Genomic DNA, 21415 nt, shown 5'->3' with positions numbered 1-21415 from the left:
CCGGGCCGTGACGAACGCGCCGACGGCACGCACGTCTTCGACCGTGCGAAGGCGCAACGAGGGCCCCGGCCCCCGCGGTTCGCGGGAGGTCGGGGCCCTGTGCCTCAGCGGCGGCCGTTCTTCGGGTCGAGGAGACCCGCGCGACGCAGGGCGTCGGCCATCGCACTGTTGGCCGGCGGGGGCGCCTGCCGGGAACCGCCGCCCTGGCGGGAACCACCGCCCTGCCGGGAACCACCGCCCTGCCGGGAACCACCGCCCTGGCGGGGCTGGCGCTGCTGCGGTGCACGCCCGCCGCGCTGCTGGCGACCGCCGCCACCGTCGTTCTGCTCCGGGACGGCCTCGTCGTCCAGACGCAGCGTCAGCGAGATCCGCTTCCGCGGGATGTCGACGTCCAGGACCTTCACCTTGACGATGTCGCCCGGCTTCACCACGTCCCGCGGGTCCTTGACGAACGTCTTCGACATCGCCGAGACGTGCACGAGGCCGTCCTGGTGAACGCCGATGTCCACGAAGGCGCCGAAGGCCGCGACATTCGTGACGACACCCTCCAGGACCATCCCGGAGGACAGGTCGGAGATCTTCTCGACGCCCTCCTTGAAAGTGGCCGTCTTGAAGGCGGGCCGTGGGTCGCGTCCCGGCTTCTCCAACTCCTTGAGGATGTCGGTGACGGTCGGCAGACCGAACGTCTCGTCCACGAACTCGGACGGCTTCAGCGAGCGCAGCACACCCGTGTTGCCGATCAGCGAGGCCACTTCCCGGCCCGCGGTCTTCACCATGGCGCGGACGACCGGATAGGCCTCCGGGTGCACGCTGGAGGCGTCCAGCGGATCGTCACCGCCGCGGATCCGCAGGAAGCCGGCGCACTGCTCGTACGCCTTGGGGCCGAGCCGCGCCACGCCCTTCAGCTGCGAGCGCGAGCTGAACGGCCCGTTGGAGTCGCGGTGGGCGACGATGTTCTCCGCGAGTCCGGAGGAGATGCCGGACACCCGGGCGAGCAGCGGAGCCGAGGCCGTGTTGACGTCCACGCCCACGCCGTTCACACAGTCCTCGACCACCGCGTCCAGCGAACGCGACAGCTTCACCTCGGACAGGTCGTGCTGGTACTGGCCGACGCCGATGGACTTCGGGTCGATCTTCACCAGCTCGGCCAGCGGGTCCTGCAGGCGGCGGGCGATGGAGACCGCACCGCGCAGCGACACGTCCATGTCCGGCAGTTCCTGGGAGGCGAAGGCGGAGGCCGAGTACACCGACGCGCCCGCCTCGGACACCATGACCTTGGTGAGCTTCAGCTCCGGGTGCTTGGTGATGAGTTCGCCGGCGAGCTTGTCCGTCTCACGGGACGCGGTGCCGTTGCCGATCGCGACCAGTTCGACCGCGTGCTCCTTCGCCAGCCGTGCCAGCTTGGCGATCGCCTCGTCCCACTTGTTGGCCGGTACGTGCGGGTAGATGACGTCCGTCGCGACGACCTTGCCCGTCGCGTCCACCACGGCCACCTTGACACCCGTACGGAATCCGGGGTCCAGGCCCAGCGTCGCGCGCGTGCCGGCCGGGGCGGCGAGCAGCAGGTCGCGCAGGTTCGCCGCGAAGACCGCCACCGCCTCGTCCTCGGCGGCCGTGCGCAGCCTGAGGCGCAGGTCGATGCCCAGGTGCACGAGGACACGGGTGCGCCAGGCCCAGCGGACCGTGTCCGTCAGCCACTTGTCGGCGGGCCGGCCGCGGTCGGCGATCCCGAACCGGTTCGCCACGATGCCCTCGTACGAGGACGGCCCCTCCGTCGCCTCCTCCGGTTCCAGGACGAGGTCGAGGACTTCCTCCTTCTCGCCGCGGAGCATCGCGAGGATGCGGTGCGAGGGCAGCTCGGTGAACGGCTCCGCGAAGTCGAAGTAGTCGGCGAACTTGGCGCCCGCCTCCTCCTTGCCTTCCCGAACCTTGGCGGCCAGGCGCCCGCGAACCCACATCCGCTCGCGCAGTTCGCCGATCAGGTCGGCGTCCTCGGAGAACCGCTCGGTGAGGATCGCCCGCGCGCCGTCGAGCGCGGCCTGGGCATCGGCCACCCCCTTGTCGGCGTCGACGAAGGCGGCGGCCGCGGCGAGCGGCTCGACCCCCGGGTCGCCCAGCAGCCCTTCGGCCAGCGGTTCCAGACCCGCCTCACGCGCGATCTGCGCCTTGGTGCGCCGCTTCGGCTTGAACGGCAGGTAGATGTCCTCCAGGCGCGCCTTCGTCTCGGCGCCCCGGATCTGGGCCTCCAGCTCTTCGGTGAGCTTGCCCTGCTCGCGCACCGACTCCAGGATCGCCGTGCGCCGCTCCTCCAACTCCCGCAGATAGCGCAGCCGCTCCTCGAGCGTGCGCAGCTGCGCGTCGTCGAGCATCTCGGTCGCTTCCTTGCGGTAGCGGGCGATGAAGGGCACCGTCGAACCGCCGTCGAGCAGCTCGACCGCGGCCTTCACCTGCCGCTCCCGTACGCCGAGCTCCTCGGCGATCCTGCCTTCGATGGACCCTACGAGGGGTGTCGTCACGATCCCGTACCGCCTTCTCCACTGAGGTTGCGCGGCAATTGTGGCAGGTCGCACGGGCAACAGGGGATCAGGGCGGGGGCCCTGGCGGTTCCGGGTCGCCCAAGGCGGCCGCCGCGGCCCCGCCGCCGCGTGCGACCGGCCGCTCAGGCCCGGCGGGCGCCGCCTCGCCCCGGGCCGGACGCCGCGCCGAAGAGCCTGGCCAGAGCCCTGAAGGGCAGGGCCACCAGAGTGCCGAGCGCGCCGCCGATCCGGCGCAGTGCATCCGCGATCGCATGGAACACGTCGTTCCCCTTTCCTCGTCCCGGCGTGTCCGCCGGGACGAGGTCCGGGTACCTCATCCCTTGCCGATCATGTCCGGGGGAAAGGCTCCCGCCGCGAACGCCCTGGCGAGGAAATCCCCGGCCAGGCCCGTGAGGCGTTCGACACCCGCGGCACCGAGGTGCTCGTAGGGAGCGCGGTCGAGACGGTCGGTCTCCACCTCGATCTCCTTGCGCAGCGCGGTGCCCTGCGCGGTCAACCCGCCGTCCGCGTCGAGCAGCCCGCGCTCGCGCAGCCGGCCGGATGCGGCATCCCAGTCCTCCCTGCTCCAGCCCCGGGTGGCCAGCGCCCACTTCGGCGCCATGCCCTTGCCCGTGGCGGTGTGCGTCACCAACGCCTCGAGCGGGCCGAGCCCGGCGTCCAGCAGCACCGCGAGATGACCGTCGCCACGGTGTTCGCGCAGCAGTGTGGCCGCGTGCCAGAAAGCCAGATGAGGTGCGTCGGGCACGGGAAGTGCGGCGTGCGCGGCGTACAGCGGGCGTGCCTGCGGGGTGCACGCCTGTGCCGCGCGCAGCGCGAGCTCCGCGGCCTCGGCCATCTCCTCGGAGGCGACGGCCTCCTCGCCGAGCAGCCGCCGCAGCGTCGTGTCGACGGCACGCGTGCGTGCCGCGAGGACCACGGGGGCGGGCGCGGTCTCCCAGACGGCGGGCACATGCCGTGCCACCGTCTCGGGCCGGAAGTTGTAGAACGTCGCCGTCACGACGCCCGCGCCGACCGGTCCCATCGCGGCGGCGCGCACCGCGAAGTAGGCGGCCCTGCGGTCCTCGATCCCCACTGCGGTCAGTTCCCGTTCCAGATCCGGTGAGAAGTAGTGCGTCGAGTGCAGCGGGTTGATCAGGTTGTGGCAGCGCCGCCCAGCGCGCTCGGGCAGGGGAATCGTCATGCCCCGTACGTTACCGACTGGTCGGTACGCAGGGAACGGCCGCACGGACGATGGCAGGAAAGGTGGGTTGCCCGTCGTTGCGGCCATCCCGCCGTCCGTCAAGAATCGGTGCCATGCGCACCCTGCTTGTCGTCCTCTTCGACGAGGTGCAGAGCCTCGACGTCACCGGGCCGGTGGAGGTCTTCGCGGGAGCGGAGGCCTGCTGCCCCGGGACCTACCGCCTCGTCACCGCCTCCCTGGACGGTGCCCCCGTCCGCTCCTCGAGCGGCCTGACGCTCGTTCCCGACCTCGCACTCGCCGACGCGCCCGTTCCGGACATTCTGCTCGTCCCCGGCGGCCGGGGCACCCGGAGCCCCGACCCGCGCCTGGTGGACTGGCTGCGCGAGCACGGCCGGGTCGTCGGCCGCCTGGTCTCCGTCTGCACCGGGGCGATCCTCCTCGCCCGCGCGGGCCTTCTGGACGGCCGCCGTGCGACCACCCACTGGGCGTACTGCGACACCCTGGCGCGCCATCATCCGGAGATCGACATCGACCCCGACCCCATCTATGTGCGCGACGGGCATGTGTCCACCTCGGCCGGCGTCACGTCGGGCATCGACCTCGCTCTCGCACTCGTCGAGGAGGACCTGGGGCGCGAGACCGCACTGAACATCGCCCGCCACCTCGTCGTCTTCCTGCGCCGCCCCGGAAACCAGTCCCAGTTCAGCGCCCAGCTCGCCGCCCAGACCGCCCGGCGCGAACCACTGCGCGAGGTCCAGCAGTGGATCACCGAGCACCCGGGGGACGACCTCTGCGTCGAGTCGCTCGCCGCCCGCGCCCGGCTCTCGCCCCGCCACTTCGCCCGTGCCTTCCGGGCCGAGACCGGGACGACACCGGGCCGCTTCGTCGACCGGGTCCGCCTGGAGCACGCCCGACGGCTCCTGGAGGACACCGCGGACGGCGTCGAGGAGATCTCCCGGGCCAGCGGCTACGGCACTCCCGAGGCCATGCGCCGCGCCTTTGTGAAGGCCCTCGGCGCCGCCCCGGCGGAGTACCGGCGCCGCTTCCGTCCGGCGCCCGCCCTCTGACCGCCTCCGACCGCACGATCACCCATCGAGACCGAAGGGATGCACATGCAGATCGCCATCGTCCTTTACGACCGGTTCACCGCCCTCGACGCCGTGGGCCCGTACGAGACCCTCGGCAGGCTCCCCGACGCGGAGACCGTCTTCGTCGCCGAGCGGACCGGGCCCGTGCGCAGCGACACCGGAGCGCTCGCCCTCACCGCCGACAGGACCCTGGAGGAGGTGCCCGCCCCGGACGTCGTGGTCGTCCCGGGCGGACCCGGTCAGACCGCGCAGATGGAGAACGAGACACTGCTCGGCTGGTTGCGCTCCGCCGATGCCACCAGCACCTGGACGACGTCCGTGTGCACCGGCTCGCTGCTGCTCGCCGCCGCCGGGCTCCTCCAGGGGCGCCGCGCCACCTCGCACTGGCTGGCCCTGGACGCCCTCGGAGGGTTCGGTGCGCAACCCACGGGAGAGCGTGTCGTGTTCGACGGCAAGTACGTCACCGCCGCCGGCGTCTCCTCCGGCATCGACATGGGGCTCACCCTGCTCGGCCGTATCGCGGGTGACGAGCACGCCCAGGCCGTGCAGCTGCTGACCGAGTACGACCCGCAGCCGCCCTACGACGCGGGGTCCCCGCACAAGGCGCCCGCGCACCTCGTGGAGAAGTTCCGCGCGGAGAGCCGCTTCATCCTGACGTAGTCCAGGTGAACCGCGGCACTCTGCGCTCCAGGAACGCGGCGACGCCCTCCGCGGTGTCGCCGCTGCCGCGTGCCTGGTCGGCCCAGTGGGCGTCCCGGTCCGTGCGGCCGTTCGCGAACTCCTTGGCCGCGGCCTGCGTCAACTGCGAGCGGGACGCCAGCACGCGGGTGAACTCGGCGACGCGCTTGCCGAGTTCGCCCTCGGCCTGCACCTCGTCCAGCAGACCGGTGCGCAACGCCCGCGCCGCGTCGATCAACTCGCCGGAGAACAGGAGGTACTTGGCCGTGCCGGGGCCGACCAGCGACACCAGCCGGCGGGTGGAGGAGGCCGGATAGACGATCCCCAGCTTCGCCGGCGTCACACCGAACAACGCGCCCTCCTCGGCGAACCGCAGATCGCAGGCCGCCGCGAGCTGCGACCCGCCGCCCACGCAGTGCCCGCGGATCGCCGCGAGGGTGGGCTTCGGGAACGCGGCCAGCGCCTCCTCGGCCAGCACGGCCAGCGTCTGCGCCTGCTGCGGCGAGCCCCGCAGCGTCGAGATGTCGGCGCCGGCGCAGAACGTCCCGCCCTCGCCGGTGAGCACCAGCACCCGGACGGCCGGATCGGCGGCCATCGCGTCGAGGAGCGGGGGCAGCGCCTCCCACATACCGGCCGTCATGGCGTTCCGCTTGGCCGGGTGGTGGATGACGACGGTCGCGACCCCGTCGCTGACGCGGTGCAGCAGCTGCGGCTCCATACGCCGGATGCTATCCGCAGCTGCCCGACGTGCGATCGGGAAGGCCTCGCACACCGACGGGAGGGCGGGGTGGAACCCGTACAACCCGAAGAGTTCGGAAGTCGGTGGCAACGAGGACAGGACCGGTCACTCGGTCGACCGTGTCATGCGGCAACGGTCATTTGTCGTCGATAACCGCTGACTTCTGTTCAGTCATTCGGGACGGACCAGCGCATTCCCAACACTCGACGTGTGGTGACAATCGAGCGCAAGGGTGGCGACCGGACGATGGAGAACCGAGGGCGAGGGTCTGGCCCGCGCCCTGAAGGCGGGGGAATCGCGCCGGACGGTCGCGCAGCACCGGGACCGCTGCCGTACGAGGGGGTGTGGCGGTTCACCGCAGCCGCGGTGGACGCCTCGGTGCCGCAGGCGCGGCACGCCGTTCGAGATCTGCTCGCCCGTCAGGGAGTGCCCGCGTCGGACGACACGGTGCAGGCGTTGTTGTTGATCGTGTCCGAACTGGTCACCAACGCGGTACGGCATGCGGCGCTGCTGTCGCCGACGCTCGCCGTGGAGGTCGCCGTCGGCCCCGAGTGGGTGCGGGTGTCGGTGGAGGACGAGCATCCCTACCGGCCGAGCGCCCTGGAGACCGATCACGGCCGGACGGGCGGCCGGGGGCTGCTCCTGGTCCGGGAGATCACCAGGGAGTCGGGCGGGGTGTGCGACGTCGAGCACACGGCGAGCGGCGGCAAGGTGATCTGGGCCGCCCTGCCGCTCAAGCACCCGGGATTCGTGTGAGGACGCGCCGCAGGGCGCCGACCGGATGAGTCCGTCCGGCGGCCGGCGCTGCCGGACGGACCGGTGCGGTCACCAGCCGGCGGACGGCTGCGTCAGCTCCCTGATCGCCGGACGCGCAGCGTCCAGGACCGTCATGAACCACGACGAGAACGTGTCCTTGGCGTGCCGCTCCGCCAGTTCCCCGGCGGTGACGAACGCCGTTGCCCCCACCTCTTCCGGGTCCGGGTCCAGGGGGGACTGCACCAGACCGACGAACAGGTGGTTGTATTCCTGCTCCACCAGGCCCGAGTCCGGGTCCGGGTGGTGGTAGCGGACCGTGCCCGCCTGCGCCATCAGGGACGGGGAGACGCCGAGCTCCTCGAAGGTCCGCCGGGCGGCTGCCGCGAAGGGCGCCTCGCCGGGGTAGGGGTGACCGCAGCAGGTGTTCGACCAGACACCGGGGGAGTGGTACTTGCCCAGCGCCCGCTGCTGGAGCAGCAGCCGCCCCTGCTCGTCGAAGAGGAACACCGAGAAGGCCCGGTGGAGCCGGCCCGGCGGTTGGTGGGCGGCGAGCTTCTCCGCCGTGCCGATCGTGGTGCCGTTCTCGTCGACGAGCTCCAGCAAGATCGCCTCGGCGGTGCCGTTCGAGGAACGGTGCGTCGCGCTGGCAGGTGTGATCGGCATACCCATCCTTCGCATTGGTTGTCCAGCCCCAAGTCTGCCGTACGAATCCGGCACTCCCGGCACTTTGTGCCCCCCCCGCATGTCCCGCCGCAGCCGTCCGCACGGGGCCGTACGACTCCCTTCGGAACGGACGCCGTGAGCGGCAGGACACCTGATCGTGTCCGCTCCCCGGGAGGGGGAACCGCCCCAACGGGGCGGTGCTCCCCGGACGGACACCGTCCGGATGCGGGCGTGCTCGGGCCCGCTCCCGCATCACCCGCACGGGTCGTGCCGGCGCCCCCGCGGACGGGAGCGCACCGGCACGGCGCGCACTGTGCGGGTGCCCCGCTCAGTCGCGGCGCGCCTCCGGGTGGTGCAGCAGCCAGCCGCGCCACGCCGACTCCACCATCTCGCGCACCCCGCGCCGGGCGGTCCAGCCCAGCTCCCGCTCGGCCAGCGCGGCCGAGGCGACCGCACGGGGGGCGTCACCGGGACGGCGCGGCTCGACGACCGCGGGCGTCAGGTCCCCGGTCACCTCGCCGATGAGGTCCACGAGTTCACGCACCGACACGCCCTCGCCGCGCCCGATGTTCACGGTCAGATCACCGGTCGCACCGGCGGCGAGCCGCTTGGCCGCGGTGAGGTGCGCGTCGGCGAGGTCCGCGACGTGGATGTAGTCGCGTACACAGGTGCCGTCAGGGGTCGGGTAGTCGTCGCCGAAGACCCGCGGGGCCTCGCCCCGGGTGAGCCGGTCGAAGACCATCGGCACCACGTTGAAGACACCGGTGTCGGCCAGCTCGGGGTCGGCGGCGCCCGCCACGTTGAAGTACCGCAGGCACACGGTCGCGATGCCGTGCGCCCGGCCCGCGGCCCGCACCAGCCACTCGCCGGCGAGCTTCGTCTCGCCGTACGGGCTCATCGGGGCGCAGGGGGTGTCCTCCGAGATGAGGTTCACATCGGGGTTGCCGTAGACGGCGGCGGACGAGGAGAACAGGAACCGCTCGATCCCCGCCCCGGCCACCGCGCCCAGCAGCGTCGCCAGACCGCCCACGTTCTCCTGGTAGTAGCGGACCGGGTCGGCCACGGACTCGCCGACCTGCTTGTGCGCGGCGAGATGGACCACACCGGTCACCGCGTGCTCGGCGAGGACGCGCTTCAGCAGCTCACCGTCCAGCGCGGAGCCCTGCACTAGGGGAATGTCCTCCGGGAGACGCCCCGGCACGCCGGCCGAGAGGTCGTCCAGGACGAGCACACGCTCACCGTCCGCGGCCATCGCCCGTGCCACATGCGCCCCGATGTATCCGGCCCCGCCGGTGATCAGCCATGTCATGGCCCCTCACCCTATGCCCGTCGGACGAACGGGCTCCCGGTAGGGACCGCGGTGGAGGGCTTCTCCTCAGCGGAGTGGAAGCTCCCGTTCCGTGTGCAATGGGGCGAATATCGCAGAGTCCGGCGAGCGGGATGCCGGGATCGTGTGGTTATGGGGTCATGGTTTGTGACGCGTACACCCGATCCCTGATGATGATCGCGGCGGTGGCGATGCAGACCGGGTTGATCGGCCCATGAACGGCCGGTGAACACCGGCTTCCAGGCATCCGATAGCCTCTGCCGACATGCCGCCCGGCCCCTGCCCCGGGTGTCCCACACCACACACATGTCCGACGCCCGCGGGTGCCGGACCCCAGGGAGTGAGTTCGTCTGTCGACCGCCATCCTCACCGGTCAGCCGGTCCCCGGATCGTCGCTCGAGGGCGATCTGCGGTCCCTCGGCTTCGACGTGCGGGTCGCCGCCGACGCCGGTGACGCCGAGACACTCCTCGCCGCCGTACCGGCGACCCAGCGGGTCGCCATCGTCGACGCCCGGTTCGTGGGCCATCTGCACGCGCTGCGCCTCGGACTCACCGACCCCCGCTTCCCGGCCGCCGCGGTGCCCGGCGCGGTCACGGTCCAGCCCGCCGCCCGCCAGGCGCTGACGCGGGCCCTGGCCCGAGAGAACTCCGCCGCGATAGGCAGCGTGCCCGCCCGGCCGCCGGCCGCGTCCGAACAGACGGATGCCGCGACCCTCACCGGCAGCCTCACGGAGCGCATCACCTCGGCCCTCGGCGCCGACGACGTCACCGTCCACCGCCCCGAGCTCGGCACGCTGGTCGCCGCCGTCCCCGCCGACCCCCAGTCCCGCAACGAGGCCCGCCAGGCGGTCGCGGCGGTCGACGACGAGGCCGTGCGCCTGCGCAGCGCCGTCAAGGCCCGTGACGGCTTCTTCACCACGCACTTCATCAGCCCGTACTCGCGTTACATCGCCCGCTGGTGCGCCCAGCGCGGTCTCACCCCGAACCAGGTCACGACGGCCTCCCTGCTGACCGCTCTGATCGCGGCGGGCTGCGCGGCCACCGGGACGCGCGGCGGCTTCGTCGCCGCGGGCGTCCTGCTGATCTTCTCCTTCGTGCTCGACTGCACCGACGGCCAGCTCGCCCGCTACTCGCTGCAGTACTCCACGCTCGGCGCCTGGTTGGACGCCACCTTCGACCGTGCGAAGGAGTACGCCTACTACGCGGGACTCGCCCTCGGTGCCGCCCGTGGCGGCGACGACGTCTGGGCGCTCGCCCTCGGGGCGATGATCCTCCAGACGTGCCGGCACGTCGTCGACTTCGCGTTCAACGAGGCCAACCACGACGCGACCGCCAACACGAGCCCCACCGCGGCCCTCTCCGACCGGCTCGACAGCGTCGGCTGGACCGTCTGGGTGCGCCGGATGATCGTTCTGCCGATCGGTGAACGCTGGGCCATGATCGCCGTCCTCACGGCGGCGACCACGCCCCGCATCACGTTCTACGCCCTGCTCGTCGGCTGCGCCTTCGCCGCCACCTACACCACGGCGGGCCGTGTGCTGCGCTCCCTCACGCGCAGGGCCCGGCGCACCGACCGGGCGGCACAGGCGCTCGCCGACCTGGCGGACAACGGTCCGCTCGCCGGGGCCGTGGCCGGGTGGCGCGAAAGGAACCCGCGGATCCGCCTCGGCTCGCCCGTGCTGCTCGCCGCGATCGGGCTCGTGGCCCTCGGGGCGGCCCTCCTCACGGGCAACCACTGGGCCGCCGTCGCCGGAGCCGTCGTCTACGCCGCGACCTCCGGTCCGGCCCTGTCCAAGCCGCTCAAGGGCGCCCTGGACTGGCTGATCCCGCCCCTCTTCCGCGCCGCCGAATACATCACCGTGCTGGTGCTGGCCGCCGAATCCAAGGTGAACGGAGCACTTCCGGCAGCTTTCGGACTGGTGGCGGCGGTCGCCTACCATCACTACGACACGGTGTACCGCATCCGCGGCGACGCCGGCGCGCCGCCGCACTGGCTGGTGCGCGCGATCGGGGGGCACGAAGGGCGGACGCTGCTGGTCACGGTCCTGGCCGCGGTACTCGCCGCGGACGGGTTCACGCTCGCGCTCACGGCTCTCGCCGGCTACGTGGCCCTGCTGGTGCTCGTCGAGAGCATCCGCTTCTGGGTGTCCGCCCACAAGGGCGGCGCGCCCGCCGTACACGATGAAGGAGAACCCGCATGATCGGCCTCGTGCTGGCGGCCGGCGCCGGACGGCGTCTGCGCCCCTACACCGACAGCCTGCCCAAGGCTCTGGTGCCGGTGGGGCCCGCGGGCATAGAGGACGGACCCACGGTCCTCGACCTCACCCTCGCCAACTTCGCCGAGATCGGTCTGACCGAGGCCGCGATCATCGTCGGCTACCGCAAGGAGGCCGTGTACGAGCGCAAGGAGGCCCTCGAGCGCCGTTACGGCCTCGAGCTCACCCTCATCGACAACGACCGGGCCGAGGACTGGAACAACGCCTACTCCCTGTGGTGCGGCCGTGACGCCCTCCGGGACGGTGTGATCCTCGCCAACGGCGACACCGTGCACCCGGTCTCCGTCGAGCGCACGCTGCTGGCCGCCCGCGGGGACGGCAAGAAGATCATCCTCGCCGTGGACACGGTGAAGAAGCTCGCCGACGAGGAGATGAAGGTCGTCGTGGACCCCGGCAAGGGCGTCCAGAAGATCACCAAGCTCATGGAGCCCGCCGAGGCGACCGGCGAGTACATCGGTGTCACGCTCATCGAGGGCGAGGCCGCCCCGGAGCTGGCCGACGCACTGAGGACGGTGTGGGAGAGCGATCCCCAGCAGTTCTACGAGCACGGCTACCAGGAGCTCGTGAACCGCGGCTTCCGGATCGACGTCGCGCCGATCGGGGACGTCCCGTGGGTCGAGATCGACAACCACGACGACCTGGCCAGGGGACGGGAGATCGCGTGCCGGTACTGACGAGGCTCATTCCCTCGCCGGTCGTCGTCGACATCCGCCCCGGTGCCCTGGACGACCTGGCGAACGTGCTCGCGGACGAGCGCATCTCGCACTCGGGCAAGCTGGCCGTGGCGGTGAGCGACGGCTCGGGCGCGCGGCTGCGCGAGCGGCTGGCCCCCAGCCTGCCCGGTGCCACCTGGTACGAGGTCGACGGCGGCACGCTCGACGACGCCGTCAGGCTGGCCGGCGACATGAAGGCCGGCCACTACGACGCGCTGGTGGGCCTGGGCGGCGGCAAGATCATCGACTGCGCCAAGTTCGCCGCCGCGCGGGTCGGCCTGCCGCTGGTCGCGGTGCCCACCAACCTCGCACACGACGGACTGTGCTCCCCGGTGGCGACCCTCGACAACGACGCGGGCCGCGGCTCGTACGGCGTGCCGAACCCGATCGCCGTCGTCATCGACCTGGACGTCATCCGCGAGGCCCCGGCGCGTTTCGTGCGCGCGGGCATCGGCGACGCCGTGTCCAACATCTCGGCGATCGCGGACTGGGAGCTGGCCAACCGCGTCAACGGCGAGAAGATCGACGGCCTCGCCGCGGCGATGGCCCGGCAGGCCGGTGAGGCGGTGCTGCGCCACCCGGGGGGCATCGGCGACAACGACTTCCTGCAGGTGCTGGCCGAGGCGCTGGTCCTCAGCGGTATCGCCATGTCCGTCTCCGGCGACTCCCGGCCGTCCTCCGGCGCGTGCCACGAGATCAACCACGCATTCGACCTGCTGTTCCCCAAGCGCGCGGCCGCGCACGGAGAGCAGTGCGGGCTGGGCGCCGCCTTCGCGATGTACCTGCGCGGAGCCCATGAGGAATCGGCCTACATGGCCCGGGTGCTCCGCCGGCACGGTCTGCCCGTGCTGCCGGAGGAGATCGGCTTCACGGTGGACGAGTTCGTCCAGGCCGTGGAGTTCGCCCCGCAGACCAGGCCCGGCCGCTACACGATCCTCGAACACCTCGACCTGAAGACCGACCAGATCAAGGACACCTACGCCGACTATGTCAAGGCCATCGGTAGCTGAACTCCGCCCCGTCGTCCACCCGGCTGGGGTGAAGGACCGGCGCAGCGGTGAGCACTGGGCGGGACGCCTCTACATGCGGGAGATCTCGCTGCGCGTCGACCGCTACCTGGTGAACACCAGGGTCACGCCCAACCAGCTGACCTACCTGATGACGGTCTTCGGCGTCCTCGCCGCCCCGGCCCTGCTGGTGCCGGGTGTGGCGGGAGCGGTGCTCGGTGTGGTGATGGTCCAGCTCTACCTGCTCCTCGACTGCGTCGACGGTGAGATCGCGCGCTGGAAGAAGCAGTTCTCGCTCGGCGGGGTGTACCTGGACCGGGTCGGCGCGTATCTGTGCGACGCCGCCGTGCTGGTCGGCTTCGGCCTGCGCGCCGCCGATCTGTTCGGCTCCGGGCGGATCGACTGGCTGTGGGCCTTCCTGGGTACGCTCGCAGCGCTCGGCGCCGTCCTGATCAAGGCCGAGACCGACCTGGTCGGGGTCGCCCGGCACCAGGGCGGTCTGCCGCCGGTCAAGGAGGCGGCGTCCGAGCTCCGCTCGTCCGGCATGGCGCTGGCCCGCAGGGCGGCCGGGGCGCTGAAGTTCCACCGCCTGGTCCTGGGTATCGAGGCGTCCTTGCTGATCCTGGTCCTGGCCGTGGTGGACGAGGTCCGGGGCGACCTGTTCTTCTCCCGGCTCGGCGTGGCGGTGCTGGCGGGCATCGCGCTGCTGCAGACGGTCCTGCACCTGGTGTCCATCCTCGCCTCCAGCAGGCTGAAGTGAGCGGCGCCATAAGGGTCGGGGCCGTCATCATCACGATGGGCAACCGGCCGGCCGAGCTCCGGGCCCTCCTGGACTCGGTGGCCAAACAGGACGGCGACCCCGTCGAGGTCGTCGTGGTCGGCAACGGCTCGCCCGTGCCGGACGTCCCCGACGGCGTCCGCACGGTCGAGCTGCCCGAGAACCTCGGCATCCCCGGCGGCCGCAACGTGGGCATCGAGGCCTTCGGGCCCGGCGGCAGCGATGTGGACGTGCTGCTCTTCCTGGACGACGACGGCCTGCTCGCCTCGAACGACACCGCCGAGCTGTGCCGGCTGGCCTTCGCGGCGGACCCCCGGCTCGGGATCGTCAGCTTCCGCATCGCCGACCCCGACACCGGCGAGACCCAGCGGCGGCACGTACCGCGACTGCGCGCCTCGGACCCGATGCGCTCCTCCCGGGTCACCACCTTCCTGGGCGGGGCCAACGCCGTCCGTACGAAGGTGTTCGCCGAGGTGGGCGCTCTGCCGGACGCGTTCTTCTACGCCCACGAGGAGACGGACCTGGCCTGGCGGGCCCTGGACGCGGGCTGGATGATCGACTACCGGTCGGACATGGTGCTGTACCACCCCACGACCGCCCCCTCCCGGCACGCGATCTACCACCGCATGGTCGCCCGCAACCGGGTCTGGCTGGCCCGGCGCAATCTGCCCGTCGTCCTCATCCCCGCCTATCTGGGCGTCTGGCTGCTCCTGACGCTGCTGCGGCGCCCCTCGCGAGCGGCCCTCCAGGCCTGGTTCGGCGGGTTCAGGGAGGGCTGGACGACTCCGTGCGGCCCCCGGCGGCGCATCAAGTGGCGCACCGTGTGGCTCCTCACACGACTGGGCCGGCCCCCAGTGATCTGACAAGCTCGAGGGAAGGAATGCAGCGGGCGGGTACCTGACCCCGGTTCCCACCCGTGCGCGGCACGGCCGCGCATCCCTCGAACGAGAGTTTGCCGATCTGTGAGTGAGACAACGCGTGACGGCGACGTGGCGGTGAGTGCCCACCAGTCGTCCGACGACGGGCTGACCGCGACCGAGCTGGCCGCCAAGTACGGACTCTCGGTCAGCGGGGCCCGGCCCGGACTCGTCGAGTACGTCCGGCGGCTGTGGGGGCGGCGTCACTTCATCCTCGCCTTCTCCCAGGCGAAGCTCACCGCCCAGTACAGCCAGGCCAGGCTGGGGCAGCTGTGGCAGGTCGCCACCCCGCTGCTGAACGCCTGCGTCTACTACCTGATCTTCGGCCTGATCCTGAAGGCCAGCCGCGGCATGCCGCACGGCACCTACATCCCGTTCCTGGTGACCGGCGTGTTCGTCTTCACCTTCACCCAGAGCTCGATCATGGCCGGGGTCCGGGCGATCTCCGGCAACCTGGGGCTGGTGCGCGCCCTGCACTTCCCCAGAGCCGCGCTGCCCGTCTCGTTCGCGTTGCAGCAGCTCCAGCAGCTGCTGTTCTCGATGATCGTGATGTTCCTGGTGGTGGTGGGGTTCGGCAGCTATCCGCGGCTGCCCTGGCTGCTGATCGTCCCGGTGCTGGTGCTGCAGTTCCTCTTCAACACCGGCCTCGCGCTGATCGTGGCCCGGCTGGGTGCCGGGACCCCGGACCTGGCGCAGCTGATGCCGTTCGTCCTGCGTACCTGGATGTACACCTCCGGGGTCATGTTCTCCCTGCACCACATGCTGGCCGGCCGCCCCGAATGGGTCATCCGGGTGCTCCAGGTGAACCCGGCCGCCGTCTACATGGACCTGATGCGTTTCGCGCTCATCGAGGACTACGGCTCGGAGAACCTTCCACCGCACGTCTGGGCCGTCGCGCTGTTCTGGGCCGTGGTCGTCTTCGGGGGCGGGTTCGTGTACTTCTGGAAGGCGGAGGAGAGGTACGGCCGTGGCTGAGCAGAACACCGGGGCCAGGGTGCCCACCGTCATCGCGGACGAGCTGCACATCGTCTACCGCGTCAGCGGCGCCAAGACCGGCAAGGGCAGTGCGACCGCCGCGCTGAGCCGGATCCTCAAGCGCGGCGAGGAGCGCGGTGTGCGCAAGGTGCACGCGGTCAAGGGCGTGTCGTTCGTCGCCTACCGGGGCGAGGCCATCGGGCTGATCGGTTCGAACGGCTCGGGCAAGTCCACCCTGCTGCGGGCCATCGCAGGCCTGCTGCCCGCCGAGCGCGGCAGGGTCTACACCGACGGCCAGCCCTCGCTGCTCGGCGTGAACGCGGCGCTGATGAACGACCTGACGGGCGAGCGGAACGTCATCCTCGGCGGCCTCGCGATGGGGATGACCCGCGAGGAGGTCAAGGCCCGCTACCAGGAGATCGTCGACTTCTCCGGGATCAACGAGAAGGGCGACTTCATCACGCTGCCGATGCGCACCTACTCCTCCGGCATGGCGGCGCGGCTGCGCTTCTCCATCGCCGCTGCCAAGGACCATGACGTCCTCATGATCGACGAGGCGCTCGCCACCGGTGACCGCAAGTTCCAGATGCGCTCGGAGGAGCGCATCAGGGAGTTGCGCAAGGAGGCGGGCACGGTGTTTCTGGTCAGTCACAACAACAAGTCCATCCGGGACACCTGCGACCGCGTCCTGTGGCTCGAACGCGGTGAGCTGAGGCTGGACGGTCCGACCGAGGACGTCCTCAAGGAGTACGAGAAGTTCATCGGCAAGTGACCCGTTCTGCCCAGGGCCCCGCCGGAACGTTCCGGCGGGGCCCCGCGTCTGCAAAGGATGTGCCAAGTCTGTTTGCGTTTAGGAATCTTGGTGCCAATCGGTGTGTTGTTGTGATGTGCAGGACACCCCGACGAACCCCGCTGAGTTGTACAACGTAAGCTGTACGGGTGCTGATTCGCGGCAAGTGGGGCCATAATGCCCTGCGCCCGCACACCTGCTGCGCTGCACGGACGGCCGGGCGGCGTGTCCGAAATAGGATGTATTGGGTCGGCAGTGTAGAACGGGAGATGTGACGGCAATGGCTACGGAAAGTCTCCGGCTCCGCGGGGCATGTGCCGTCTCCACGTCGGGCGGCGAGCGGTGACCCAAGCCGGGACGGCGCGCGCCGGTGACCCGGTGCGCGGCACCCTCGAGAAAGCCGCGGACGAGAACTTCCCCGTGGCCCCCTTCTTCCTGCCCAGGGCCTGGCGTGCCGATCTGATGGCCGTCTACGGTTTCGCCCGGCTCGTCGACGACATCGGCGACGGCGATCTGGCCCCCGGCGGGGCGGACGCCCGTCTGCTCGGCGTGTCGCCCCAGGATGCCGGGGACCGTCTCGTTCTGCTGGACGCCTTCGAGGCCGATCTGCACCGGGTGTTCGACTCGACGCCGCGTCACCCGATCCTGGTCCGCCTCCAGCCCACGGTCCGGCGGGCCGGACTCGATCCGGAGCCCTTTCTCGGTCTGATCGCCGCCAACCGCCAGGACCAGGTCGTCAGCCGGTACGAGACCTACGACGACCTCCTCGCGTACTGCGAACTGTCCGCCAACCCGGTGGGCCGGCTCGTCCTCGGCGTCACCGGCACCGCCACCCCCGAGCGCATCCGGCGCTCCGACGCGATCTGCACCGCCCTGCAGATCGTCGAACACCTCCAGGACGTCGCCGAGGACCTCGGCCGCGACCGCATCTATCTGCCCGCCGAGGACATGAAGCGGTTCCATGTCCAGGAGGGGGATCTCGCCACGACCACAGCGGGCGCATCGGTGCGCGCACTGGTTGCGTACGAAGCAGAACGCGCCCGCGATCTCCTGAATGAAGGCGCCCCCCTGGTGGGTAGCGTCCACGGCAGGCTGAGGCTGCTGCTCGCAGGCTTCGTGGCGGGAGGAAGGGCGGCGATCCGCGCGATCGCCGCCGCCGAATACGACGTACTTCCCGGCCCGCCCAAGCCCGGCAAGCTCCGGTTGCTGCGCGAGGTGGGCGTGACTCTGCGAGGAGAGGGGTGATCCGGACCGTGGAGTCGGAACAGCATGTGTCCCCACCGGTACTTGCCGCCTACAGCTACTGCGAGGCCGTGACCGGTCAGCAGGCCCGTAACTTCGCCTACGGCATCAGGCTCCTGCCGACGGCCAAGCGTCGGGCGATGTCCGCGCTCTACGCGTTCTCGCGGCGGGTCGACGACATCGGGGACGGCGAGCTCCCGACGGACGTCAAGGCCGAGCGGCTGGAGGAGACCAGGGCGCTGCTGGGGCGGATCCGTGCCGACGAGGTGGCCGAGGACGACACCGATCCGGTCGGCGTCGCCCTGACGCACGCCGCCCGGCAGTTCCCGATCCCGCTCGGCGGTCTCGACGAACTCATCGACGGCGTCCTCAAGGACGTGCACGGCGAGACCTACGAGACCTGGGACGACCTGAAGGTCTACTGCCGTTGTGTGGCCGGGGCCATCGGACGGCTCTCCCTGGGTGTGTTCGGCACCGAGCCGGGGGCGCGCGGCGCTGAGCGAGCGCCGGAATACGCCGACACGCTCGGGCTCGCGCTGCAACTCACCAACATCCTCCGGGACGTCCGCGAGGACGCGGAGGGCGGGCGGGTGTATCTGCCGGCCGACGATCTGGCCAAGTTCGGCTGCTCCGCCGGATTCCACGGGCCGACCCCGCCCGAGGGGTCCGACTTCGCGGGCCTCGTGCACTTCGAGGTACGCCGGGCCCGTGCCCTGTTCGCCGAGGGCTACCGGTTGCTGCCGATGCTGGACCGGCGCAGCGGAGCCTGCGTCGCCGCCATGGCAGGCATCTACCGCCGGCTTCTGGACCGTATCGAGCGCGAGCCCGAGGCCGTGCTGCGCGGGCGGGTCTCGCTGCCCGGCCGCGAGAAGGCGTATGTCGCCGTGCGCGGCCTGTCGGGTCTGGACGCGAGGAACGTGTCCCGGCGGACCGTCAGGAGGCGCGCCTGATGGACAGTCCGCTCCAAGGTGATGCCGGTGCCGAAAAACGGCAGGCAACCCTCCGGCGCGGCGCGGCGTCCCTGACTGCGACGGCCTGCCGTGCATGGTTCAAGCACCACGGCGGACCGGCAGGGGAGGATGCACGATGAGCGACGGCACACTGCCGGAGGGCCCGGTTCAGGACGCCTCCGGGCGCTCGGGAACCTCCGCCGTGGTGGTCGGAGGCGGACTCGCCGGGATCACCGCCGCGCTCGCGCTCGCCGACGCGGGCGTGCAGGTCACGCTGCTGGAGGGACGCCCCCGCCTCGGCGGTCTCGCCTTCTCCTTCGAGCGCGGCAACCTCACCGTCGACAACGGCCAGCACGTCTATCTGCGCTGCTGCACCGCGTACCGGTGGTTCCTCGACCGCATCGACGCCGCCGCGCTCGCCCCGCTGCAGGATCGTCTCGACGTGCCCGTTCTCGACGCGGACGCCGCACCGGGACGACGGCTGGGCAGACTTCGGCGCGACGCGCTGCCCGTGCCCCTGCATCTCGGGCGCAGCCTGGCCACCTACCCGCACCTCTCCCTCGCGGAGCGCGCCAGAGTCGGGCGCGCCGCATTGGCGCTCCGCACACTGGACCTCGCGGATCCCGCGCTCGACGCGCAGGACTTCGGCAGCTGGCTGGCCGCGCACGGTCAGTCGGCGCGTGCCATCGAGGCACTGTGGGACCTGGTCGGGGTCGCCACCCTCAACGCGGTGGCCGAAGACGCCTCGCTCGGGCTCGCCGCGATGGTGTTCAAGACGGGTCTGCTGTCCGACCCTGGCGCGGCCGACATCGGTTGGGCTCGCGTCCCGCTGGGCGAACTGCACGACCGGCTGGCCCGCAAGGCGCTCGACTCCGCGGGCGTGCGTACCGAGGTCCGTACACGCGTCACCTCCATCTCCCATGACGAAAACAGGAACTGGAGCGTTCAGGTTCCCGGCGAACGCATCGAGACCGACGCGGTCGTCCTCGCCGTCCCCCAGCGCGAGGCGCACGGCCTGCTGCCGGCCGGAGCCCTCGACGCCCCCGAACGGCTGCTCGAGATCGGCACGGCACCGATCCTCAACATCCATGTCGTCTACGACCGCAAGGTGCTCGGACGGCCGTTCTTCGCCGCTCTGGGCTCCCCGGTCCAGTGGGTCTTCGACCGCACCGAGGCCTCGGGACTGCGCGAGGGCCAGTACCTGGCACTGTCGCAGTCGGCGGCACAGGACGAGATCGACGAACCGGTCGCCGTGCTGCGCGAGCGCTATCTGCCCGAGCTGGAGCGGTTGTTGCCGGGTGCCCGCGACGCCGAGGTCAAGGACTTCTTCGTGACCCGGGAGCGCACAGCGACGTTCGCCCCCACCCCGGGCGTCGGGCGGTTGCGGCCCGGCGCCCGCACCAATGCCCCCGGCCTCTACCTGGCCGGAGCGTGGACCGCCACCGGGTGGCCCGCGACCATGGAAAGTGCGGTCCGCAGCGGAGTCGGCGCGGCGGGTGCCGCCCTGGCCGCCCTGGGCCGGTCCGGCGCGCACCTGTCCGGCCTCTTCGAGGAGGCGGCGTGAGCGTCCGATCGTACGGGGCTGACCCCCGCACCCCCGGTATCGCGACAAGAGGAGAGACTGTGCCCACTGTGCCCCCGGCCGAGACGGCTGCCGACGCGGTGGCCGTGTCCGCGCTTCTGGAGCGCGGCCGGAACCTGGCCACCCCGGTGCTGCGGGAGGCAGTGGACCGGCTGGCGCCGCCCATGGACACCGTCGCCGCCTACCACTTCGGCTGGATCGACGCCGAGGGCAGGCCCGCGGACGGCGACGGCGGAAAGGCGGTGCGCCCCGCGCTCGCCCTGCTGTCCGCGCAGGCCGCGGGCAGGGCGCCGGAGGTGGGGGTACCGGGCGCGGTCGCGGTCGAGCTGGTGCACAACTTCTCGCTGCTGCACGACGACCTGATGGACGGCGACGAACAGCGCCGACACCGGGACACCGTCTGGAAGGTGCACGGTCCCGCGCAGGCCATCCTCGTCGGTGACGCCCTGTTCGCCCTGGCCAACGAGATTCTGCTGGAGCTCGGCACCGTCGAGGCCGGTCGCGCCACCCGTCGTCTGACCAGGGCCACCCGCGCCCTGATCGACGGTCAGGCCCAGGACATCTCCTACGAGCACCGCGACCGCGTCAGTGTCGAGGAGTGCCTGGAGATGGAGGGCAACAAGACGGGCGCCCTGCTCGCCTGTGCCTCCTCCATCGGCGCGGTCCTCGGCGGCGCCGACGACGCCACCGCCGACACCCTGGAGAAGTACGGCTACCACCTCGGCCTCGCGTTCCAGGCCGTCGACGACCTCCTCGGCATCTGGGGCGACCCGGAGGCAACCGGAAAGCAGACCTGGAGCGACCTGCGCCAGCGCAAGAAGTCCCTGCCGGTGGTGGCCGCCCTGGCGGCGGGCGGTCCCGCCTCCGAGCGCCTGGGGGAGATGCTCGCCGAGGACGCCAAGAGCAGCGACTTCGAGAACTTCTCCGAGGAGGAGTTCGCCGCGCGGGCCGCCCTCATCGAGGAGGCGGGCGGCCGCGAGTGGACCACCCAGGAGGCGCGTCGCCAGCACACCATCGCCGTCCAGGCCCTGGAGTCGGTCCGGATGCCCCAGGAGGTGCGCGCACGGTTCACGGCGCTCGCCGACTTCGTCGTCGTACGAAAGAGATGATCACTATCGGTCGAACACACCTCGCGTAGTCGCCGGCCGGTGCCTTCCCCGCTCTCGATTCCTCCCTCAAGTCCCGGCTCGCTCGGGCGGGGGGACTCCCGGGAGTGA

Annotated in this window: 20 protein-coding genes; 14 read left to right on the top strand and 6 right to left on the bottom strand. The window is 71.5% G+C overall.

Going from position 1 to position 21415, the window contains the following annotated elements; genetic code table 11:
* Window positions 1-104: 104 nt before the first annotated feature.
* The 3 genes from RCR19_RS05405 to RCR19_RS05395 all read right to left on the bottom strand — a co-directional run bounded on the left by RCR19_RS05405 (window position 105) and on the right by RCR19_RS05395 (window position 3717).
* Window positions 105-2516, bottom strand: coding sequence for a Tex family protein (locus tag RCR19_RS05405; protein WP_331264036.1), 2412 nt, complete (start codon window positions 2514-2516; stop codon window positions 105-107).
* A gap of 143 nt (window positions 2517-2659) precedes the next feature.
* Window positions 2660-2797 (bottom strand): LPFR motif small protein, encoded by a 138-nt coding sequence (locus RCR19_RS05400; RefSeq protein WP_331264035.1) that lies wholly within the window; start codon window positions 2795-2797, stop codon window positions 2660-2662.
* 53 nt (window positions 2798-2850) lie between these two features.
* Window positions 2851-3717 (bottom strand): hypothetical protein, encoded by an 867-nt coding sequence (locus tag RCR19_RS05395; RefSeq protein ID WP_331264034.1) that lies wholly within the window; start codon window positions 3715-3717, stop codon window positions 2851-2853.
* A 113-nt stretch (window positions 3718-3830) separates the two neighbouring features.
* On the opposite strand from RCR19_RS05395, the gene RCR19_RS05390 reads away from it, so the two are divergent.
* Both RCR19_RS05390 and RCR19_RS05385 read left to right on the top strand, forming a co-directional pair.
* Window positions 3831-4784, top strand: a complete 954-nt coding sequence (locus RCR19_RS05390; RefSeq protein ID WP_331264033.1) for a GlxA family transcriptional regulator — start codon at window positions 3831-3833, stop codon at window positions 4782-4784.
* A gap of 45 nt (window positions 4785-4829) precedes the next feature.
* Window positions 4830-5465: a DJ-1/PfpI family protein gene (locus tag RCR19_RS05385; RefSeq protein ID WP_331264032.1), complete on the top strand. Its 636-nt coding sequence runs from the start codon at window positions 4830-4832 to the stop codon at window positions 5463-5465.
* Here the strand turns inward: RCR19_RS05385 and RCR19_RS05380 are convergent.
* The gene (locus RCR19_RS05380) at window positions 5452-6201 is read right to left on the bottom strand and encodes an enoyl-CoA hydratase-related protein (RefSeq protein WP_331264031.1); all 750 of its coding nucleotides are present in this window, start codon (window positions 6199-6201) and stop codon (window positions 5452-5454) included. The genes RCR19_RS05385 and RCR19_RS05380 overlap by 14 nt on opposite strands.
* 267 nt (window positions 6202-6468) lie before the next feature.
* Here RCR19_RS05380 and RCR19_RS05375 point away from each other — a divergent pair, with 267 nt between their 5' ends.
* A complete protein-coding gene (locus RCR19_RS05375) occupies window positions 6469-6978 on the top strand; it encodes an ATP-binding protein (protein WP_331269354.1) in 510 nt (169 codons plus the stop codon).
* A 69-nt stretch (window positions 6979-7047) separates the two neighbouring features.
* Here the strand turns inward: RCR19_RS05375 and idi are convergent, their stop codons facing one another.
* A complete protein-coding gene (gene idi / locus RCR19_RS05370) occupies window positions 7048-7641 on the bottom strand; it encodes an isopentenyl-diphosphate Delta-isomerase (RefSeq protein WP_331264030.1) in 594 nt (197 codons plus the stop codon).
* Window positions 7642-7969: 328 nt separating this feature from the next.
* The gene (galE, locus tag RCR19_RS05365) at window positions 7970-8950 is read right to left on the bottom strand and encodes a UDP-glucose 4-epimerase GalE (RefSeq protein ID WP_331264029.1); all 981 of its coding nucleotides are present in this window, start codon (window positions 8948-8950) and stop codon (window positions 7970-7972) included.
* 368 nt (window positions 8951-9318) lie between these two features.
* Between galE and RCR19_RS05360 the strand changes: the two genes are divergently transcribed.
* From RCR19_RS05360 to RCR19_RS05310, 11 genes are all read left to right on the top strand, one after another.
* Entirely contained in the window at window positions 9319-11169 is a 1851-nt protein-coding gene (locus RCR19_RS05360) for a DUF5941 domain-containing protein (RefSeq protein ID WP_331269353.1), read from the top strand.
* A complete protein-coding gene (locus tag RCR19_RS05355) occupies window positions 11166-11918 on the top strand; it encodes a phosphocholine cytidylyltransferase family protein (RefSeq protein WP_331264028.1) in 753 nt (250 codons plus the stop codon). Before RCR19_RS05360 ends, RCR19_RS05355 begins: the two co-directional genes overlap by 4 nt.
* The gene (locus RCR19_RS05350) at window positions 11906-12967 is read left to right on the top strand and encodes an iron-containing alcohol dehydrogenase family protein (RefSeq protein WP_220290957.1); all 1062 of its coding nucleotides are present in this window, start codon (window positions 11906-11908) and stop codon (window positions 12965-12967) included. Before RCR19_RS05355 ends, RCR19_RS05350 begins: the two co-directional genes overlap by 13 nt.
* Window positions 12945-13724: a CDP-alcohol phosphatidyltransferase family protein gene (locus RCR19_RS05345; protein WP_079050657.1), complete on the top strand. Its 780-nt coding sequence runs from the start codon at window positions 12945-12947 to the stop codon at window positions 13722-13724. The genes RCR19_RS05350 and RCR19_RS05345 overlap by 23 nt, the downstream gene beginning before the upstream one ends.
* Before the next feature lie 8 nt (window positions 13725-13732).
* Window positions 13733-14605 carry a glycosyltransferase gene (locus RCR19_RS05340; protein ID WP_331269352.1) on the top strand — a complete coding sequence of 291 codons (873 nt, stop codon included), beginning with the start codon at window positions 13733-13735 and terminating at the stop codon, window positions 14603-14605.
* A 99-nt stretch (window positions 14606-14704) separates the two neighbouring features.
* Window positions 14705-15634, top strand: a complete 930-nt coding sequence (locus tag RCR19_RS05335) for an ABC transporter permease (RefSeq protein ID WP_331264027.1) — start codon at window positions 14705-14707, stop codon at window positions 15632-15634.
* Window positions 15627-16406, top strand: a complete 780-nt coding sequence (locus tag RCR19_RS05330; protein ID WP_331264026.1) for an ABC transporter ATP-binding protein — start codon at window positions 15627-15629, stop codon at window positions 16404-16406. Before RCR19_RS05335 ends, RCR19_RS05330 begins: the two co-directional genes overlap by 8 nt.
* 360 nt (window positions 16407-16766) lie before the next feature.
* Window positions 16767-17669 (top strand): squalene synthase HpnC, encoded by a 903-nt coding sequence (hpnC, locus tag RCR19_RS05325; RefSeq protein WP_331264025.1) that lies wholly within the window; start codon window positions 16767-16769, stop codon window positions 17667-17669.
* Window positions 17666-18616, top strand: coding sequence for a presqualene diphosphate synthase HpnD (gene hpnD, locus RCR19_RS05320; protein WP_331264024.1), 951 nt, complete (start codon window positions 17666-17668; stop codon window positions 18614-18616). The genes hpnC and hpnD overlap by 4 nt, the downstream gene beginning before the upstream one ends.
* A 136-nt stretch (window positions 18617-18752) precedes the next feature.
* On the top strand, window positions 18753-20180 hold the full coding sequence (gene hpnE / locus RCR19_RS05315; RefSeq protein ID WP_331264023.1) for a hydroxysqualene dehydroxylase HpnE: 1428 nt from the start codon (window positions 18753-18755) through the stop codon (window positions 20178-20180).
* Complete coding sequence (locus RCR19_RS05310; RefSeq protein WP_331264022.1) at window positions 20177-21307, top strand: polyprenyl synthetase family protein; 1131 nt, start codon at window positions 20177-20179, stop codon at window positions 21305-21307. Before hpnE ends, RCR19_RS05310 begins: the two co-directional genes overlap by 4 nt.
* Window positions 21308-21415 lie beyond the last annotated feature (108 nt).

Origin of the sequence: Streptomyces sp. WAC07094 (genome assembly GCF_036320405.1) — a bacterium.
GTDB lineage: Bacteria > Actinomycetota > Actinomycetes > Streptomycetales > Streptomycetaceae > Streptomyces > Streptomyces lannensis.
Note: the sequence above shows the minus strand (reverse complement) of the source record. Positions and strands in the feature narration are given on the sequence as shown.

What these genes read in the sequence shown, in the direction of transcription:
- galE (WP_331264029.1), bottom strand. Translation starts at nt 8,950, where the DNA reads ATGACATGGCTGATCACCGGCGGGGCCGGATACATCGGGGCGCATGTG.
- RCR19_RS05395 (WP_331264034.1), bottom strand. Translation starts at nt 3,717, where the DNA reads ATGACGATTCCCCTGCCCGAGCGCGCTGGGCGGCGCTGCCACAACCTG.
- RCR19_RS05380 (WP_331264031.1), bottom strand. Translation starts at nt 6,201, where the DNA reads ATGGAGCCGCAGCTGCTGCACCGCGTCAGCGACGGGGTCGCGACCGTC.
- RCR19_RS05385 (WP_331264032.1), top strand. Translation starts at nt 4,830, where the DNA reads ATGCAGATCGCCATCGTCCTTTACGACCGGTTCACCGCCCTCGACGCC.
- RCR19_RS05375 (WP_331269354.1), top strand. Translation starts at nt 6,469, where the DNA reads ATGGAGAACCGAGGGCGAGGGTCTGGCCCGCGCCCTGAAGGCGGGGGA.
- RCR19_RS05390 (WP_331264033.1), top strand. Translation starts at nt 3,831, where the DNA reads ATGCGCACCCTGCTTGTCGTCCTCTTCGACGAGGTGCAGAGCCTCGAC.
- hpnE (WP_331264023.1), top strand. Translation starts at nt 18,753, where the DNA reads ATGAGCGACGGCACACTGCCGGAGGGCCCGGTTCAGGACGCCTCCGGG.
- RCR19_RS05355 (WP_331264028.1), top strand. Translation starts at nt 11,166, where the DNA reads ATGATCGGCCTCGTGCTGGCGGCCGGCGCCGGACGGCGTCTGCGCCCC.
- idi (WP_331264030.1), bottom strand. Translation starts at nt 7,641, where the DNA reads ATGCCGATCACACCTGCCAGCGCGACGCACCGTTCCTCGAACGGCACC.
- RCR19_RS05345 (WP_079050657.1), top strand. Translation starts at nt 12,945, where the DNA reads ATGTCAAGGCCATCGGTAGCTGAACTCCGCCCCGTCGTCCACCCGGCT.